12 protein-coding genes are annotated in these 14,512 nt (G+C 39.5%); 5 read left to right on the top strand and 7 right to left on the bottom strand.

Going from position 1 to position 14,512, the window contains the following annotated elements; genetic code table 11:
• Positions 1–41 precede the first annotated feature (41 nt).
• Positions 42–1,262 carry a tRNA uracil 4-sulfurtransferase ThiI gene (gene thiI / locus VNN39_RS02220; protein WP_339007195.1) on the bottom strand — a complete coding sequence of 407 codons (1,221 nt, stop codon included), beginning with the start codon at positions 1,260–1,262 and terminating at the stop codon, positions 42–44.
• 89 nt (positions 1,263–1,351) lie between these two features.
• A complete protein-coding gene (locus VNN39_RS02225) occupies positions 1,352–2,341 on the bottom strand; it encodes a YeiH family protein (RefSeq protein ID WP_165713292.1) in 990 nt (329 codons plus the stop codon).
• A gap of 368 nt (positions 2,342–2,709) precedes the next feature.
• Between VNN39_RS02225 and VNN39_RS02230 the strand changes: the two genes are divergently transcribed.
• Both VNN39_RS02230 and VNN39_RS02235 read left to right on the top strand, forming a co-directional pair.
• On the top strand, positions 2,710–3,396 hold the full coding sequence (locus VNN39_RS02230; RefSeq protein WP_338997791.1) for a hypothetical protein: 687 nt from the start codon (positions 2,710–2,712) through the stop codon (positions 3,394–3,396).
• A 122-nt stretch (positions 3,397–3,518) separates the two neighbouring features.
• Positions 3,519–4,007 (top strand): hypothetical protein, encoded by a 489-nt coding sequence (locus tag VNN39_RS02235; RefSeq protein WP_165711828.1) that lies wholly within the window; start codon positions 3,519–3,521, stop codon positions 4,005–4,007.
• A 14-nt stretch (positions 4,008–4,021) separates the two neighbouring features.
• On the opposite strand, the gene VNN39_RS02240 is transcribed toward VNN39_RS02235, so the two are convergent.
• Positions 4,022–5,860, bottom strand: coding sequence for an APC family permease (locus VNN39_RS02240; protein ID WP_019294216.1), 1,839 nt, complete (start codon positions 5,858–5,860; stop codon positions 4,022–4,024).
• Between the two features lie 381 nt (positions 5,861–6,241).
• Between VNN39_RS02240 and lysS the strand changes: the two genes are divergently transcribed.
• Positions 6,242–7,765 carry a lysine--tRNA ligase gene (gene lysS / locus VNN39_RS02245; RefSeq protein WP_207781118.1) on the top strand — a complete coding sequence of 508 codons (1,524 nt, stop codon included), beginning with the start codon at positions 6,242–6,244 and terminating at the stop codon, positions 7,763–7,765.
• A gap of 95 nt (positions 7,766–7,860) precedes the next feature.
• On the top strand, positions 7,861–9,459 hold the full coding sequence (locus tag VNN39_RS02250; protein ID WP_270740710.1) for an NAD(P)/FAD-dependent oxidoreductase: 1,599 nt from the start codon (positions 7,861–7,863) through the stop codon (positions 9,457–9,459).
• Between the two features lie 20 nt (positions 9,460–9,479).
• Here the strand turns inward: VNN39_RS02250 and VNN39_RS02255 are convergent, their stop codons facing one another.
• Genes VNN39_RS02255 through VNN39_RS02270 form a run of 4 tightly spaced genes read right to left on the bottom strand, consistent with a single transcriptional unit; the run spans position 9,480 to position 13,331 of the window.
• Positions 9,480–10,463, bottom strand: coding sequence for an FAD:protein FMN transferase (locus VNN39_RS02255; RefSeq protein WP_338997792.1), 984 nt, complete (start codon positions 10,461–10,463; stop codon positions 9,480–9,482).
• Positions 10,432–11,028 carry an NADPH-dependent FMN reductase gene (locus tag VNN39_RS02260; RefSeq protein WP_338997793.1) on the bottom strand — a complete coding sequence of 199 codons (597 nt, stop codon included), beginning with the start codon at positions 11,026–11,028 and terminating at the stop codon, positions 10,432–10,434. The genes VNN39_RS02255 and VNN39_RS02260 overlap by 32 nt, the downstream gene beginning before the upstream one ends.
• A 56-nt stretch (positions 11,029–11,084) precedes the next feature.
• Positions 11,085–11,888 carry a transporter substrate-binding domain-containing protein gene (locus tag VNN39_RS02265; RefSeq protein ID WP_165711824.1) on the bottom strand — a complete coding sequence of 268 codons (804 nt, stop codon included), beginning with the start codon at positions 11,886–11,888 and terminating at the stop codon, positions 11,085–11,087.
• Positions 11,889–11,900: 12 nt separating this feature from the next.
• On the bottom strand, positions 11,901–13,331 hold the full coding sequence (locus VNN39_RS02270) for an amino acid permease (protein WP_017369473.1): 1,431 nt from the start codon (positions 13,329–13,331) through the stop codon (positions 11,901–11,903).
• Positions 13,332–13,655: 324 nt separating this feature from the next.
• Here VNN39_RS02270 and VNN39_RS02275 point away from each other — a divergent pair, with 324 nt between their 5' ends.
• Positions 13,656–14,414 carry a peptidylprolyl isomerase gene (locus VNN39_RS02275; RefSeq protein WP_338997794.1) on the top strand — a complete coding sequence of 253 codons (759 nt, stop codon included), beginning with the start codon at positions 13,656–13,658 and terminating at the stop codon, positions 14,412–14,414.
• Positions 14,415–14,512 lie beyond the last annotated feature (98 nt).

The following is a 14,512-nucleotide window of genomic DNA, read 5'->3' on the forward strand; positions in this document are numbered from 1 at the left end:
AAGAGACTAAAAACTGCATCTAATGATACAGTTTTCAAAAATCAAAGTAAATCGTCAAATTCATTGGTTTCTGCTTTGTCCCAGTTTTCGCCTGTAATACGGCTAATCATGATACCTTCAACTGCACGATCAACCATACCTTCAACGTCCAAACGTTTTTCATAGGCTAAAACATTATCCAATTTGGGATTTGTTTTTGGTGAGGGTGGGGCAAATACAGTACAACAATCTTCAAATGGCAAAATTGAAAGATTAAAAGTATCAATTTTTTCAGCAATATCAATAATTTCGATCTTATCCATTGTGACCACAGGTCGAATAACAGGAGTGTTTGTAACTTCATTAATCACAGACATTGAACCTAAAGTTTGCGAAGCTACTTGTCCTAAACTTTCGCCATTAATAATAACCTTTCCTCCACGGTCTTCACGAATGCGGTCTACTACACGCATCATAAAGCGGCGAGTCAAAGTCATCAAATAAGCTTGTGGTGCTTTAGCTTTAATTTCTTCTTGAATCTCAGTAAAAGGAACTTCAATAAAAGTAATCGTTCCACCAAAAGCTGTTAATTTTGCTGTTAAATCTTTAGCTTTTTTCAAAGCACCTGGACTTGTATAGGGTGGAGAAGCAAAGTGAACAGCCTCAATTTCTACACCTCGTTTAAGAGCCAAGTAACCTGCAACTGGAGAATCAATCCCACCTGAAAGCATCAAGTGACCGCGGCCGGCTGTTCCTACAGGCATTCCTCCTGCACCTTTAAGTGTTTCGAAACTAAGATAAGCACCTTCAAGACGAATTTCGACACGGAGAGTGATATCTGGATTTTTCATTTGTACTTTGGCATAGTCAAAATTATCAAAGACAACATCACCTAAAGTCATATTTAGCTCTGTTGAATCTTGTTCAAAACTATGATCCGCACGACGTGTTGCAATTTTGAAAGTCATACCCTCATGGTAAATTTCTTTCATCAAATCAACAACTGCTGCTTTGAGACCTTCAATTGATTTTTCAACTTTGATGGATGCTGAAAAATTTTGAATTCCAAAAACTTTAGTTAGACGTCGCGAAACTTCTTCGTAATCCGTGCCATTTAACTCGATATGGGCGCGATCTCGTTGCGCTGTAATCTTCAAGTCTGTCAAATCAGCAAGAACTTCTTTGATATTGTTGGCTAGACGATTGATAAAAAAGCCACGATTTTTTCCTTTTGTTGAAAGTTTACCATAGCGAACCATAATTTCATCGTATACGATAGTCATTTTATTTTCCTTTGTTACTTAATATAAGGTTATCTTTTTATTCTTGATAGAATTTCAGTACAGGTTATTATACCACATTAGCTATTTTTCTAGGTTAATAATAGACGAATCAAAGCCAATGCAATCCCCACTTGGAAAACGAGCACAGCTAAGCCATAGATTGCTAACTTTCTTCCCGCGCGGACAAATTCTACTAGATTAAGACGTAAACCAATAGCTGCTAAAGCAATAATTTCGCACCAACTACTGATAAAACGTGCCATTTCCGTAATCACTTTTGGAAATTGGAAGACTGTATCCAGACTACACAGAATAATAAATCCTAATACATACCAAGGAAGAAAGGATTGACGCTTGATTTTGAGCTGACCTTCCTGCCCTGCCGGTGCTTTCTCTATGCGACGCGTTTGAAAAGAAAAATAGAGCACAACAAAGACGAGCATAATGATACGCATGATTTTAAACAAGGTAGCCATTGTTGTTGTTTCGGCATTTACCATAGTTGCTGAAGCGACAACCTGTCCCACAGATTGAATGGTCCCCCCGATCAAAGCTCCACGTAGGAAATCATTTGCTCCAAAGAACCACGTACCTAAAACAGGTAATAGAAGCATTAACACAGTCCCCATCAGGTTAACCATTGTTATCGCTGTCCGCTTGTCTTTGTCTTCTGCTCCAATGACTGGTTCAACTGCTGCGATGGCGGAAGAACCACAAACGGCATTACCAGAGGCCATCAATGCATTTACTTTCGATGAAAATCCAAGTTTCTTTCCAATAAACATGACAAAAACAATTGTAAGCACCATTTGTAGAAGAATAAAACTTATACCATTCCAGCCTAGCTTTTGTATCGTTTGAAAAGTGACAGTCGCTCCTAAAAACATCACTGAAAATTCAAGAAGTTTCTTTTCTGACCAAGCTGTACCAGCAAAGAGGACTGGTTGTTTAAAGTAAACATTCCCCAAAATAATTCCCAACAAAATAGCAATCGTGGCTGCACCCATCCCTTTAAAAACATAGAGATTTAAAAAGTAACTGACTAAGGCAACCACAAAACTGAGCCCTAAACCTGGCATAATCTTCTTATTTAACATGACAACTATTATAACAAAAAACAAAAATTAATTTGTGTATTCATTTGCATCTAAAAGAGAGCTGGGCAAATTTGGCACACTTATAATCTAATTTTAAAATAGCCACCTATGTAGTCTATACAAGGAAAAATTAGCTTTCTACATTTTTCTAATTATGGTTTCAACCTTAAGAAAAGTACACATAGTGTAGCACAAATTTTGACTTAAACGTCTTATGGCTTTTATAATTAAGAGAGTTATAAATATACAAGAAAGGAGTTATATAGTTTCCCTTCACACTTTTAAATATTGGCTTGCATAGAAAGTAGCCAATATTATCAGTAAACAAATAGAGAAAAGAGGCTTTGCTAATGAAAAACATTAAATTTATGATTATAATTTTATTCTTTGCAGTCTTGCTTGGCTGTGGCGTGAGGACTAAAGCAGAGAATACTGTCGCCCCAGATATAAAGTTAGATAAAGATGGTGATGTTCATCTTTTTGTTCCAAAGGATGCAGATAAAGTATTTACCAATGAAAGTGATAAAGTTAAATATGAAGTTGAAAAAGGGGCTACTCTAAGCGCAGAGACAAATCAAGCAGAGACTTTTACTGTACCTGTTGTTGTTGAATCTGAAATTACTAATGATGGTGAGGAGGTCACAGAAGGAACCACTACTTATACCTCAGAGTTAAATCAAGCTGAACAAGATACAAGCCAGTCAATAGACAACTTCTCCCTTACCTCTACTTTACCAAATATTTTTGGCAAAAAAGTCTCTGCCGCTAGTCAAAATAGAGTGATGTGGGATCGAACTGCGGCTGTAAGATTTCATGTGACAATAACTTGGGTAGTTTCAGGGGGGAATGTTCGCCTTACACGAGTTACAGGTGGTTATACAAATTATGATAATAGAACCTTAGTCACTCGTTCTAGCGTCATGACTGCAAATAATGGGCCGAGAGGAGCAGCTACAGGTGGATTCATACAACAGATAAATACGACTAATCTTGGTTCAAGCCGTTCTGGGCTGTCAATCGAAACTATTCTTATGTGAAAATTTTATCTAGCTCCACTCAAATCCGAGCAACTTACAGTGCAACTTTACGGCGTGGAAACTCAACATGGAGCTTTTCTACAATCAACAGCGCCTATTAATCCAAAAAGTGAGAATAAACCATGAATAATATTAAAATAAAGTCTGGACACCTCATCTTCTTGTTCCTCGCTTGGTTTGCTTCCATGTTTTTACCAAGCACACTCAACAGAGTAAAGTTTTCTGAAACTTTAAGCTTGGAACAAGTATATGAAAATTTCTTTTACCTGCTCTTTCATCAAGAAATGGCTGTAGGTCTTGCCCTCCTTCTACTTCTATTCCTCGCTTTCTTTCTCTCCTTTAAAAAAGAAAGAGGGACACATTTCATAGTTCTAGCTTGTCTCATCTTATATGCTTGTTATTTCATTATATACCTCCCTCTAGTTATGGCCATTGACAATCATGTTCAGCCCCATCAACTTCGAGGATTTGCTGAATTTTTCTGGCTTTTCTATGATTACGGTTATATAGCATCAGTCTGCCTTGGTCTTCTCTTCTTGCTCTGTTTCTTTAAGTATTCTCTTGACTCCAAAGAAAAAAGTGTTCCGACTAGCCAAAAGTTACTAGGGTGAACACTTTATCTTATTTATTTTTTCAAATGATAGTTGTAGCTTGATAGTATGATATCTTCATGAGCATTCAGGTAGTAACGGAGGCGTAAACCGGTCTGATTGTGGAAGATATTTTGCCATGGCTTCGACGGAATGAAAGTCGGAATCAAAACAGTTGTTGTATAGTTGTGCGCTTTTGCTTGTTTTGCAGCGAGATTAATAAAGCGAACAGCTGGCGTGATGATGCTACGATAGCTGGTATGAACAACGGTCAACTTAATATCTGGGAAGGTTTCATTGAAATCACGTTCGATTTCTGCTTCTTTTTCCGTATCTTCTTTTGTAGACACGTGAAGTGCAATCAGATAGTCTCCCACAGACCGGGCATAGTTAATCGCCCCAACATCGACATTTGTTACATTTCCGACCAAGACGATAACTGTGTTACCATCAAACTTGTGCTCCGCAGTTTCTTTGCGCAAGCGCAATTGTTCCGCCACATTCATATAATGACTGTGGATACGGATAAAGCAGAAAATCAAAATCGGTAAAACAATAAAGAATGGCCAAATTTCAGCCGTACGGAAAATAAGCAAAATCATTACCACGACAAAAGAAATGATTGCCCCAATAATGTTAGGGATAGAACGGAGCAGAAACTTACTGCCCAGCTTCTTGCGCCAATGGACAACCATACCGATTTGAGCCAACGTAAATGGTGTAAAGACCCCAATAGCATAGAGTGGAATAAGGCGATCTGTTTGTCCATCAAAGATAAACAAGAGAATGACCGCACCGATAGCCAGGCTGATAATTCCGTTCGAATAACTCAAACGTGTTCCACGCGCAGTAAATAAGTGAGGCATGTATTTTTTCTTTGCCATATTAAAGGCAAGCATTGGAAAGGCGGAATAACCTGTATTTGCTGCTACTGCCAAAATGAGAGCTGTAGCAATTTGGAAGATAAAGAAGAATGCGTGTCCGAAAACACTGTCTCCAAAAATCTGTTGCGCCATTTGGGCGATAATGGTCACATCACCACGTGGTGTTAATCCAAGCCAATAAGCAAAGAAGATAACACCACTAAAGAACACTGCCAAAATAATTCCCATCATCACCAAAGTCTTAGCGGCATTTTTTTCTTTTGGTTGCTTAAAGAACGGCACAGCATTTGAAATTGCTTCTACCCCTGTCAGCGATGAAGAACCTGTTGAGAAGGCTTTAAGCAAGAGGATAAGTGACACGCCTCCTACTGTTGTACCAATATGAGCCGGTGCTTGGTAGGGTAAACTTCCAGATAAAATACGGAAAACTCCAACACCTAGGAGGGCAACGGTCGTTACAATAAAAGTATAAACAGGAATCATGAGAAAGGCCGCCGATTCTCGCAACCCTCGAAGATTCATCAGCATGAGCAGTAAAGCAAGCGCCACTGCAATTTCCAAATTGTACTGATGAAGTTCAGGTAAGGCCGAAGTTATGGCGTCTGCTCCCGAAGCCGTAGATACAGCAACTGTCAACATGTAGTCAACTAAAAGCGAGCCCCCGGATATTAATCCTGGAATTGTACCAAGGTTTTCTGTTGAGACCAGATAAGCTCCACCTCCTGATGGATAGGCATGAATAACCTGTGTATAACTTCCAATCAGCGCAAACAGTAAAACTAAAATAATTAAGGCAATAGGTATCGAATACCATGAAGCGCCTGCACCTACTGCAACCAATACCAAAAGAATTTGTTCAGGTCCATAAGCAATTGATGACAAGGCATCTGACGATAACATGGCTAAGGCCTGTAATTTAGTCAGCAGGTGTGAATCTCCTACTGTTGACTTTAAAGATTTACCAATTAAAAGCTCTTTGACTTTTTTCAAAACGTAACTCCTGTATCATAAAATCTTTAAGTTGGATTTATCCGGCTTAATTCAGTCTAGGCTTGACTTTCCTAGCATAAAGAGGCCTCTCCAAGATAACTCAACTATTGTAGCATTTTTTTATTAATTTTAGTAGTATTTTTATGTTTGGTTTCAGTAACAAATGCAATAGAAAGACAAAGTGCTTGAAAGTCTTTTAAAATAAGCTTTCATGAGCTCCATATTTCGCCAATATTTCTCCGTTTTTGTGTTAAATGTAATATTTCAAGAGAGTAAATGACGTCATTTCACTTTTCTAAAAATAAAGTTCAACTTTTCTTTCATAAGATTTTTCAAAAACATGATTATAAGCTGTCAAAAGCCGTAAAATTATGCTAAAATATGGTTGATATAAACTTTTTTATAGGAGAAAACATTTTGGCTGAAATTATCGAAGAACTTAATGACCAAATGAAAGTCCGTCGTGAAAAAATGGAAACACTGCGTGAATCAGGCATTGATCCATTCGGACATAAATTTACTCGTACACACAACTCTGCAGAATTACATGCGGAATACGATGAAAATACTAAAGAAGAATTACACGAAAAAGACTTGCATGCAACAATCGCGGGACGTCTGATGACAAAACGTGGTAAAGGTAAAGTTGGTTTTGCTCACATCCAAGACCGCGAAGGACAAATTCAGATTTACGTGCGTAAAGACGAAGTTGGCGAAGAAAACTATCAAATTTTCAAACAGGCTGACCTCGGTGATTTCCTTGGTGTTGAAGGACAAATCATGAAGACAGATATGGGCGAGCTTTCTATTAAAGCAAGCAAGTTGACTTTCTTGTCTAAAGCACTTCGTCCATTGCCAGAAAAATTCCACGGCTTGACAGATACTGAAACACGTTACCGTAAACGTTATTTGGACTTGATTTCAAACAAAGAAAGCTTCAATCGTTTCGTGACACGTTCTAAAATTATTAGCGAGATCCGTCGTTATATGGATGGTCGCGGATATCTTGAAGTTGAAACTCCTGTTTTGAACAACGAAGCCGGTGGTGCAGCAGCACGTCCCTTCTATACACACCATAACTCATTAGACATCGACATGGCGCTCCGTATTGCAACAGAATTGCACTTGAAACGCTTGATCGTCGGTGGTATGGAAAAAGTTTACGAACTTGGGCGCGTCTTCCGTAACGAGGGCATGGATATGACACACAATCCTGAGTTTACAACCATGGAATCTTATGAAGCTTATGCTGACTTTGAAGATATCATGGATTTGACTGAAGGAATTTTCCAACACGTGGCACACTCTGTCCTTGGCAAAGATGTTGTTGAATACGATGGTAAAGAAATCAATGTGGGCGGTAAGTTCGCTCGCATCCACATGGTTGATGCGATTAAAGAGCAAACAGGCGTGGATTTCTGGAAAGAAATGGATTTTGAAGAAGCTGCTGCTTTGGCGAAAGAACATGATATTTATGTGGAAAACCACTTCACAAGCGTTGGCCACATCATCAATGAATTCTTCGAGAAATACGTAGAAGATACATTGATCCAACCAACATTTGTTTTTGGACATCCAAAAGAAATCTCTCCTCTTGCGAAGATGAATGCTGAAGATCCACGTTTTACTGATCGTTTCGAACTCTTCATCAATGGTAAAGAATATGCCAATGCCTTCTCAGAATTAAATGACCCAATCGATCAGCTTGAACGTTTCGAAGCCCAAGCTAAAGCGAAAGAACTCGGTGATGATGAAGCTACTGGTGTAGATTACGATTACGTTGAAGCATTGGAACACGGTATGCCACCAACTGGTGGTCTGGGTATCGGTATCGACCGCTTAGTCATGCTCTTCACTGGTACAACTTCTATCCGTGACGTCTTGCTCTTCCCAACAATGAAATAAAAACAAAAATCCAGTTCTCAGGGCTGGGTTTTTACAATCAAGAAGTGTGCGATATCTTTTATCTGCAACACTTTATCTAGATAAGAGAACAAACTATGTTAAGAATATCTCAAATAAAAACTTCAATTGATGAGCCTGTGGAAAAAGTTAAAAGCTTACTTTTGAAAAAATTAAAAATTCAAGAGTCCGACTTGATTGACTATCGTATTTATAAGGAATCAATCGACGCGCGACACCGGGGAGAAATCAACTTTATCTACACGGTTGATGTCCAAATCAAAAATGAAGCCAAACTCCTCAAGAAAAAAATAAAAAATGTTTCCCTCTCACCAGACTTGAAATATAAAGAACCACAAAGCGGAACAGAAGCCATGAAACATCGTCCTTTAGTCATCGGTTTTGGTCCTGCTGGTATGTTTTCTGCTTTACTCTTAGCGCAAATGGGTTACCGACCTATCGTTTTAGAACGTGGTCAAAAAGTTGAAGAACGTGTGAAATCCATCGATGATTTCTGGAAAAAAGGAAAACTTAATCCTGCTTCAAACGTCCAGTTTGGTGAAGGCGGTGCAGGTACCTTCTCCGATGGAAAACTTACTTCCCGTGTACGTGACTTGCGCGGGCGCAAAGTTTTAGAAGAATTTGTAAAAGCGGGCGCACCGGAAGACATCCTCTACAAAGCGCATCCGCACGTAGGAACAGATTTACTTCGTGATATTGTCAAGAATATTCGTGAGCAGATTATTGCCTTAGGTGGAGAAGTTCTATTTGACAGTCAAGTCGCTTCCTTTATAATTGACAAAAATGAACTTCAAGGTATTGTTCTCAAAAACGGGCAAGAAATCCTCTCCAATCATGCCATTTTAGCCATTGGACACAGCGCACGCGATACCTTTGCTGAGCTGTATGATAAGGGAATTAATATGACAGCTAAGCCTTTTGCTGTCGGTGTTCGCATTGAACATCCTCAGAGCTTGATTAATCAAGCACAGTACAAAGAATTTGCAGAACATCCTCGTCTTGGCGCAGCAGAATATCGTTTGACACACAAGGCCAGTTCTGGGCGTGGTGTTTATACATTCTGTATGTGCCCTGGAGGTCTTGTCGTGCCTGCCGCGTCGGAAGAAGGCCGTTTGGTAACCAATGGTATGAGCGAACACGCCAGGTCTGAAGAAAATGCCAATAGTGGTTTATTGGTCCAAGTCTTTCCGGAAGATTTCGGTCAAGATCATCCTCTTGCTGGTGTTGAATTCCAACGAAAACTTGAAGAAAAAGCATTTGTTCTTGGTGGTGAAACTTATCAAGCCCCTGCGCAATTAGTTGGAGATTTTCTTGCAGATCGTCCGTCTACTGATATTGGTGAAGTTACACCTTCTTATGCTTTAGGTGTCACTCCAACAGACTTAAGGCAACTCTTCCCTGAATATATTACATCTTCTATGAAGGAAGCTCTCCTTGGCTTTGACAAAAAGATTCAAGGTTTTGCCATGAACGACGCAGTTATGACTGGTGTTGAGTCACGCTCCTCTTCTCCTGTTCGAATCAATCGTGATGAAGAAAGTTTCCAATCTATCTCCACAAAAGGTATTTATCCATCTGGTGAAGGAGCAGGATTTGCTGGTGGGATTGTTTCTGCAGCCATTGATGGCCTTAAATGCGCCGAGCAAATGATTGCCTCTTTTGCACGACCTGAATAAAGAAAAAAACTGAGCAATGCTCAGTTTATAATCTTAAAATGTTTATCAATCAAACGTACATCCTTGGGCTTAAGTCCAAGGATTTTTATTTCCTTATCTTTGGTAATAAGCACTGCCGCTTGGATCACGTGTTGTCTTTTCGCAAAGACTTTTTCAGGTTCTTTCGAAAAGAACAACCTCTTCGCCTCAATCTCCCCATCTAATGACTTTTCAGAAAATATTGTCACGCTGGCTAAGTTGTTCACATGAGGATAACCTGTTTCAGGATTGAGAATGTGATGATAGCTCTTTCCGTCTCGCTCTAAATAACGCTGATCAATTCCAGAAGTCACGACAGATGTGGACGCGGTAAGCACTTGAAGTACCAAAGATGACCCATGAGTAAGTGGATTACGAATTCCGACACGCCAATACCCTTTTAGGGGCCGGCCCAAAAACCGAATATTCCCCCCAAGATTAACAATGCCTGTGGAAAGACCAGTTTCTTTCCAAAATTCTACAACTTTATCAGCAATGTATCCTTTGGCTATACCCCCTAAGTCTAAGGACATTCCTTTTTGAGGGAGAAAAACAGTCTTTTGCTGATCATCCAGAACAATATCATCAGGACTTACCATACCAATCATTTTTTGAATTTCTTGCTCAGAAGGAACACGGGCATCAGTAAAACCGATATGCCAAAGGCTTACCAAAGGACCGATGCTTGCATTGAAGCCAAAGTGTTCCTGACTGACCTGTACAGCTTTTTTCGTTAAATCATAGACTTCTTCCGACAAGGCAACGGCTTTTACTCCTGCAGCTTGGTTGACTGTCATTAACTCCGATAACGCTCTGTTGACTGTGAATAAATCTTCATAATGAACAATTTTTCTATATGCCTGATCAAGTCTTACTGTAGTTTCTGAATTCTCCACATCAAGTAAGCTCAGCTCAATAACTGTACCCAAGCCTCGATATTTTTGAGATAAAAAATCATTCATACTCCGATGCCCCAGTATCTGCATCTGTTTCTATCAGCGCGCGTAAAGGCTGCAAATGTGCACTGTAGCGGCAAAAGTTTCTGAAGCAATGTTCCAGCCAAGAAATCGTTTGTCTATCTATTAGATTGCCTGAAACGTCGAACGCATCCGCAGCATGACTCAGTAAAAATTGGTTAGCCGGTAAGACAAAAGCTTCCAACCCTGGTAACTGAAGGATTTGTCTGAGATTTTCCTGTGCAAAAACGGAGCCTTGCTTCCCTAGAGAAGCGCCAACAATCATAACTGGCGTATTAATAATGGGTTGCAAAGCCCCCCAAGAGAGCCATTCGAGCAAAGACTTCAAGGCTGCAGTGATGGCATGATCGTACTCAGGAGTGGAGATAATCAAACCATCTGCGGCTTCAATGGCTTCAGCGATTTCGCGGACTCTCTCAGGCAAGTCCATACTGTCTTCCGAAAACAAAGGTAAGCCTGTAATCTCGATGACTTCAATCTCAGCCTCGTCAATAAAATGTTTTTTCATATACCAAAGCAACTTTCTATTATAAGAAAAGCTGGCATTGGTTCCTACTATTGCAATAAATTTCATCTTTATTCCTCTTCACTATAAATAAAAAGAGCTTTCGCTCTTTTTATTTTAACACCTTAGTGTAGAAACCACTGCTTAGAGAGCTTGCTAAATTTGCCAGACTGCTGAAGGGCCTGCAAACCTTGGTTGACTTTATTCATTAATTCAGTATCACTCTTTCGTGCTGCTACAGCATATTCAACTTGTGGATAGGGCGTATCTAGCATACTATATAAGCCTTCAAGCTGATGACTACGGAGATACGCTTTAGTATAATCCTTATCTAAAAGAACAGCTTGAATTTCCCCTGCTTGCAAGGCTGCGATTGCATCGCTCGGTTGGTTATAGAGAAACATCAAATTTTCTTTGGCAATATTTTTTAAAATCTGCGGATAATCGCTAAACAAATCATAAGCTGCTGAAGCTTTTTGCCCGCCAACTGCTTGATTATGCATATCGCCAATATTGTAAAGCTCTGCCTCTTTAGGAACAAGCAATACTAAACTTCCAGTATGATAAGGTTGACTAAATAAAATGGTCTTTTCCCTTGTCTTATTTGCTGTATAGGGTCCCCAAATCAGGTCGACTTCTCCTTCTTTCAAGGCTTTTTCTTTGGATGACCAATCCAATGCTTTCCAGTCAATCTTTATATTATAAGAAGCAAAGATTGACTCTGCTAAAGCTACATTAAAACCATCAGGTTTTCCACTCTCTTGCATTGAAGTTAGTGGCGCAAAGTCTGCCTCATAACCGATAGTGATCGTCTTGTCTTCTTCAATCTTTTGCCATGTATTTTTCTTCGTGTTCACTTCACAAGCGGTCAAGCTCATAAAAATAAATAACAGGAGGAAGGGAAACAGGTAGAATTTGATTTTCTTCATGTTTTCATTCTATCATTTCTCTCGGCTCAAATCTACCGCTTTGAGTGGCACTAATTTTGTATTGTACTTCCATTTATATCCAAAATATAGGGCTAAGAAAAGTGGTATCGCGGCATACATAGCCAAGCCTTCGCCCCAGTGACTGCTGAAAAGCAGCGCTGGATCTAAATTAACAACAATCATTGCCGTCATGATTAGAGACAAAATTGGTCCAAAGGGGAACCATTTTGCTTGATAAGGCAAACTGCTCAAATCACCGCCTTGAGCCAAGAAGGCGCGACGGAAACGAATGTGACTGATCGATATCCCAAGCCATGCAATAAACCCCGTCAAACTTGACAGATCCACAAGCAAAAGGTAAATTTGTGTGCCGAAAATTCCTGTTAAAAATGCGACCACACATACCGCTGTCGTTGCCAATAAAGCATTGATAGGGATGCCATTTTTGGCTATCTTTGAAAACTGACGGGGCGCGCCTTCTTTTTTACCTAAAGAATAAAGAATACGAGTTGAAGCATACATGACAGAGTTTGCTGAGGAGATAACTGAGGTTAAAATCACGGCATTCATTAGACTCGCTGCTACGGCTAAACCAATATTCTTAAAAACAATAGTAAAAGGGCTCATAACCGCTGTCGAATCAGGATTAAGTAAGCGTGGGTCTTGGTAATTGATAATAGCTGCAATAACAATAATCGTAAAGATGTAGAAAAGTAGAATACGCCAAAAAATAGAGTTCATTGCTTTAGGAATACTTTTCTCCGGATTTTCCGACTCTCCCGCTGTAACTCCCAGAAGTTCTGTACCTTGAAAAGAAAAGCCAGCGATGAGTAAAACACCGACAAATCCTGTAACGCCACCAGTAAAGCCGTGATTGCCTGCTGTGAGATTACCAACAACATCAATATTATTTCCAAAAATTCCGATAATCGTTAACACACCAACAGCCAAAAAGACAATAATCGTAATCAATTTGATAATGGAGAGCCAATATTCTGTTTCCCCAAAAGCGCGTACTGCCATGATGTTAATTGCAAAAATAAGGACTGTGGCCACACCCGAGAATATCCAAGAGGGAACCTGAGGAAACCAAAATTGAGTGATTAATCCTGCCGTTGTCAAATCGACCGCAATAGTAATTGCACCGTTTATCCAATAGTTCCAGCCCAAAGCAAAACCAAAAGCTGGATCCACAAAGCGTGCCCCATAATCTGTAAAAGAACCCGACGTGGGTAAATAAGTGGCCATCTCTCCTAAAGAGGTCATTACAAAATAAACCATGATTCCGACAAAGACATAAGCCAGTACCGCCCCAAAAGGTCCAGCCTGACTAATGGTCGCTCCTGAGGTCAGGAACAATCCTGTTCCTATCGTTCCACCGAGCGCAATCATCGTGATGTGTCTTTGTTTTAAATTGCGTTTTACCTGATTTTCATTTTTCATATTTTTTCTTTCTCTAATACTTCTTCGTTCATTTACAGCATAATTTTGCCCAAAAGAAAAGACCGTATAGCCTAGCCATCCGGTCTTTCTGAGAATCACCGGCATAGATGTCTTTCGAGCGTACTCTAAAGTTGCATCTATACCAAAGTATGACACAACTCTTATCTATGCGCATGATGATGTTGAGATTGTAGGTCAAACTTAAACATATGTGATTCTCCTTCCTGATATTTTTTATTTAGTATAGTCCTTTATTTTTAAATTTGCAAGTATAAACTTCTTATCGTCGTTTAGTCTTCGAAACTTTTATGTTAAAATATAGGAATGGAAAAGAAAAAAAATACGAATATTATCTTTGGAGGATTGTTAGTCCTCATCGTTGTTATCGTTGGTGGTCTTCTTTACTTTGCGAACAGTTCTGACAGCAAGACAGACGCAAAAAATGACTTACAAAATGTTGAACTCCCTCAGTTATCGAAAGAAGTTGGCAAGGATGAAGCTGAAGTTCAAATTCAAACAACAGCTGGGAACATTAACATCAAGCTCTTCCCTAAACTTGCACCAATGGCTGTTGAAAACTTCTTGACTTTGGCTAAACAAGGTTACTATAAAAACAATGAATTCTTCCGTGTGATTAATGATTTCATGATTCAAACGGGTAACCCAAGCAATAAAGGAACTGGAAGCAAATCCGTCGTAAACGACAACAAGCCATTTGCGACTGAGATTTCTAATCAGCTTTATCATATTCGTGGAGCAGTATCACTAGCAAACAGTGGCCCCGGAGAAACAAGCAGTTCGCAATTCTTTATTGTTCAAAACCCACAAGCATCTGAGCAAGGTTTGAGCACAAGTAAATATCCCCAAAAGATTATTGATGCCTACAAAGAAGGGGGATCGCCTTTCCTTGATGGCCAATATACTGTTTTTGGACAAGTGATTTCTGGCATGGATGTTGTTGATAAAATTGCTGCAGGAAAAGTGGAAGCTAACCCAAATAACCCACAAGAAGAATCTTCACCTGTAAATCCAGAAAAAATTACCGGCGTTAAAATTATCAAAGGTTGGGACTTTAAAAAATAAAAAAATCTTCTGTGTAGGCAGAAAGTTTTTTAGCGCTAGTCCCAATTTCATCTGCCTTGCTATCCTCTGATGTTGATGATATAATGAAAATAAGTAAA

The sequence above is a fragment of the Lactococcus formosensis genome, from assembly GCF_037892375.1.
Taxonomy (GTDB): Bacteria; Bacillota; Bacilli; order Lactobacillales; family Streptococcaceae; genus Lactococcus; species Lactococcus formosensis.

What these genes read in the sequence shown, in the direction of transcription:
- VNN39_RS02265 (WP_165711824.1), bottom strand. Translation starts at nt 11,888, where the DNA reads ATGAAGAAAATCAAATTCTACCTGTTTCCCTTCCTCCTGTTATTTATT.
- VNN39_RS02235 (WP_165711828.1), top strand. Translation starts at nt 3,519, where the DNA reads ATGAATAATATTAAAATAAAGTCTGGACACCTCATCTTCTTGTTCCTC.
- VNN39_RS02260 (WP_338997793.1), bottom strand. Translation starts at nt 11,028, where the DNA reads ATGAAATTTATTGCAATAGTAGGAACCAATGCCAGCTTTTCTTATAAT.
- lysS (WP_207781118.1), top strand. Translation starts at nt 6,242, where the DNA reads ATGGTTGATATAAACTTTTTTATAGGAGAAAACATTTTGGCTGAAATT.
- VNN39_RS02250 (WP_270740710.1), top strand. Translation starts at nt 7,861, where the DNA reads ATGTTAAGAATATCTCAAATAAAAACTTCAATTGATGAGCCTGTGGAA.
- thiI (WP_339007195.1), bottom strand. Translation starts at nt 1,262, where the DNA reads ATGACTATCGTATACGATGAAATTATGGTTCGCTATGGTAAACTTTCA.
- VNN39_RS02275 (WP_338997794.1), top strand. Translation starts at nt 13,656, where the DNA reads ATGGAAAAGAAAAAAAATACGAATATTATCTTTGGAGGATTGTTAGTC.
- VNN39_RS02230 (WP_338997791.1), top strand. Translation starts at nt 2,710, where the DNA reads ATGAAAAACATTAAATTTATGATTATAATTTTATTCTTTGCAGTCTTG.
- VNN39_RS02255 (WP_338997792.1), bottom strand. Translation starts at nt 10,463, where the DNA reads ATGCAGATACTGGGGCATCGGAGTATGAATGATTTTTTATCTCAAAAA.
- VNN39_RS02225 (WP_165713292.1), bottom strand. Translation starts at nt 2,341, where the DNA reads ATGCCAGGTTTAGGGCTCAGTTTTGTGGTTGCCTTAGTCAGTTACTTT.
- VNN39_RS02270 (WP_017369473.1), bottom strand. Translation starts at nt 13,331, where the DNA reads ATGAAAAATGAAAATCAGGTAAAACGCAATTTAAAACAAAGACACATC.